The organism is Aestuariivirga sp. (assembly GCF_044238155.1).
In the GTDB taxonomy this organism is placed as follows: Bacteria; Pseudomonadota; Alphaproteobacteria; order Rhizobiales; family Aestuariivirgaceae; genus Aestuariivirga.
The window spans coordinates 1-2,779 of the sequence record NZ_JBIIDX010000241.1; the positions used below are offsets into that span (position 1 = coordinate 1).

At 58.1% G+C, this 2,779-nt stretch carries 2 protein-coding genes and 1 pseudogene; 2 read left to right on the forward strand and 1 reads right to left on the reverse strand.

Features of this window, described 5'->3' with window-relative positions:
- Together ACILRN_RS16555 and ACILRN_RS16560 are read left to right on the forward strand one after the other, a co-directional pair.
- A pseudogene (locus tag ACILRN_RS16555) lies at positions 1–225 on the forward strand (methyltetrahydrofolate cobalamin methyltransferase); the annotation flags it as partial.
- A 51-nt stretch (positions 226–276) separates the two neighbouring features.
- Complete coding sequence (locus ACILRN_RS16560; protein ID WP_395690063.1) at positions 277–2,319, forward strand: ASKHA domain-containing protein; 2,043 nt, start codon at positions 277–279, stop codon at positions 2,317–2,319.
- Positions 2,320–2,498: 179 nt separating this feature from the next.
- Here the strand turns inward: ACILRN_RS16560 and ACILRN_RS16565 are convergent.
- On the reverse strand, positions 2,499–2,779 hold a 281-nt coding region (locus tag ACILRN_RS16565; RefSeq protein WP_395690064.1), incomplete at its 5' end, for a hypothetical protein.

Genomic DNA, 2,779 nt, shown 5'->3' on the forward strand with positions numbered 1-2,779 from the left:
ATGACCTCGGCGATCATGAACCCGCTGCACGACGAAGACATGCATGCCATCTTCGGTGCGAATGTCCTGAATGGAACAGACGCTCATTGCAAGTTCTGGAACAACAAGTTCCGCGACATGGCGCCAGCGCCCGCCGCTGCCGCCTTGGCGCCGGGCGAAATAGCGCCAACCGCCGAGGAAATTGCTGCCCGTCGCGCGGCACGAGAGGCGCGCCGCCGCCGCTGATCGTCGCGGCGGAACCATGCGTAGACAGGGGCGACAGTCAGGATATCCGCAATGACCGAATTCAACCCCCTCATCGTCTTCACGCCGTCCGGCAAGCGTGGCCGCTTTGCACCGGGAACTCCGGTATTGCAGGCTGCCCGGGCGCTTGGCGTTGACATTGATTCCGTCTGTGGCGGGCGAGCCATTTGCGGACGCTGTCAGATAACGGTCGGCGAAGGAGAGTTTGCCAAGCATGGCATTACCTCGACTGCGTCCCATGTCACAGGCATTTCCAGGGTCGAAGAGCGCTACGACAAGATCCGGGGGCTCCCGGCGGGTCGGCGCCTGTCCTGCCAGACATGCATCACGGGCGATCTTGTCATTGACGTACCGCCTGAGTCACAGGTTCACAAGCAGGTAGTGCGCAAGGAAGCCGATACACGCGCCATTGCCCTGGATCCATCGACACGGCTCTGCTTCATCGAAGTTGAAGAGCCCGACATGCACAAGCCCTCCTCTGACCTTGAGCGCGTTTACAAAGCGCTGAAGGAACAGTGGGGCATCGACAACATATCCTGCGATCTAGCCATCATTGCCAATCTCCAGAAGACCTTGCGCAAGGGTGAATGGAAGATCACCGCGGCAGTGTTCTCACGCGCACCGGGGGGTGGAAATCGCTTGGTTGCCACATGGCCGGGGTTTCACGACAAGGCATTTGGGCTTGCGGTAGACGTCGGCTCAACAACCATTGCGGCTCATTTGACCAACCTCTCGACGGGAGAGGTCATCGCCTCTGCAGGTTTGATGAACCCGCAAATACGGTTTGGCGAAGACCTGATGAGCCGGGTCTCCTACGTGATGATGAACCCGGGCGGCGAGAAGGAAATGACCGCAGCCATCCGGCAGGCGCTCAACACCCTGGCTGAGGAGACGTCGCGGCAGGGCGCCATTGCACTATCCGATATTCTCGAGGTCGTTCTGGTCGGAAACCCGGTGATGCACCATCTGTTTCTTGGCATTGACCCCACAGAGCTTGGCGGGGCGCCGTTCGCGCTGGCAACGGGCCTCGCCATCACCTGCCCCGCCCATGAACTCGACCTCCATCTCAATCCGGGCGCCTGGGCCTATGTCCTGCCATGTATTGCGGGCCATGTCGGCGCCGATACTGCAGGCGTGGTGCTGTCGGAAGCCCCCCACGAACAGGACGAAATCATGCTGGCGGTTGACGTCGGCACCAATGCAGAAATCGTGCTGGGCTCGCGAGCCCGGCTACTGGCTTGCTCTTCGCCGACTGGGCCAGCCTTTGAAGGTGCCCAGATTTCTTCTGGCCAGCGCGCCGCTCCAGGCGCCATCGAGCGAATCCGCATCGATCCGGAAACACTTGAGCCACGCTACAAGGTGATTGGCTGCGACAAGTGGTCAGATGAAGATGGCTTCGAAGAGGCGATCAGCCAATCAGGGGTGACCGGGATCTGCGGGTCCGGCATCATCGAGGCTGTCGCTGAAATGTATCTTGCAGGCATCATCAATCAAGATGGTCTGATCGATGGCTCCATGTCTGCCCGGACGCCACGCGTTGAGGCCCATGGTCGCACCTTCAACTATGTGATCCGCTCGCCTAGGCCAGATGGCAATGAGCCTCTCATCCGAATTACGCAAAATGACGTGCGCGCGATTCAACTCGCAAAGGCAGCACTGTATGCCGGCATCCGGCTGCTGATGGACAAGCTGGGCATTGAGCAGGTCGACAAGATCAGGCTGGCGGGCGCCTTTGGCAGTCATATTGATGTCAAGTATGCGATGATCCTTGGCCTGATCCCGGATTGCGATCTCTCCAAGGTGCAAAGCGCGGGCAATGCTGCTGGGACGGGCGCCAGGATCGCGCTGCTCAATGCCGGAGCGCGCAATGAGATCGAAGCAGTGGTCCGCAGGATCGAGAAGATCGAAACGGCGGTAGAGCCCCTGTTTCAGCAGCACTTCGTTGAGGCCATGGCCATTCCGCACAAGACGGCCATTTTTCCAAACCTGTCCGCTGCCGTCACCCTTCCACCGATCAAAGAAATCGTTTCCACAAGTGATGAAGGTGGCGAACGCAGGCGACGCAGACGCAGTTGACATTCAGACAAGTAAATTTGACAACAAATTTTTCATCATTGCTGGCTTTAGTTGTGGCCGTCGGACAAACACGTCATTGCCCGCTACCGTCGTTGGTTGTAAGCAAAAGATGTTTTTGACTCTGCCAAAACAAACCTGTCAAGTTCCGCAGCAAGGCAAATGGAAAACCCATGTCACTTTCAAAAACGCAGATTGGCCGTCTCAACCGCATCATCGTGATTGCGCAGAAAATACTTGAAACTGCGCAGCATGAAGGAAACTCTTATCACAATGGGGTGCCCCGGCGCCGTCGCCGGTCTGCCGAAGATGCCGCAAAGATGCGGCAGGACATTCTCGCCAAGCGCGCCAAAGGCATTCCTGCAGCAAAGCTGGCGGAGAAATATGGCGTCACTACCGCTTATGTCTATATGATCAAGTAATTGTAACCACAGCAACGCCTGCTCTCCGGGCGTTGCGATTG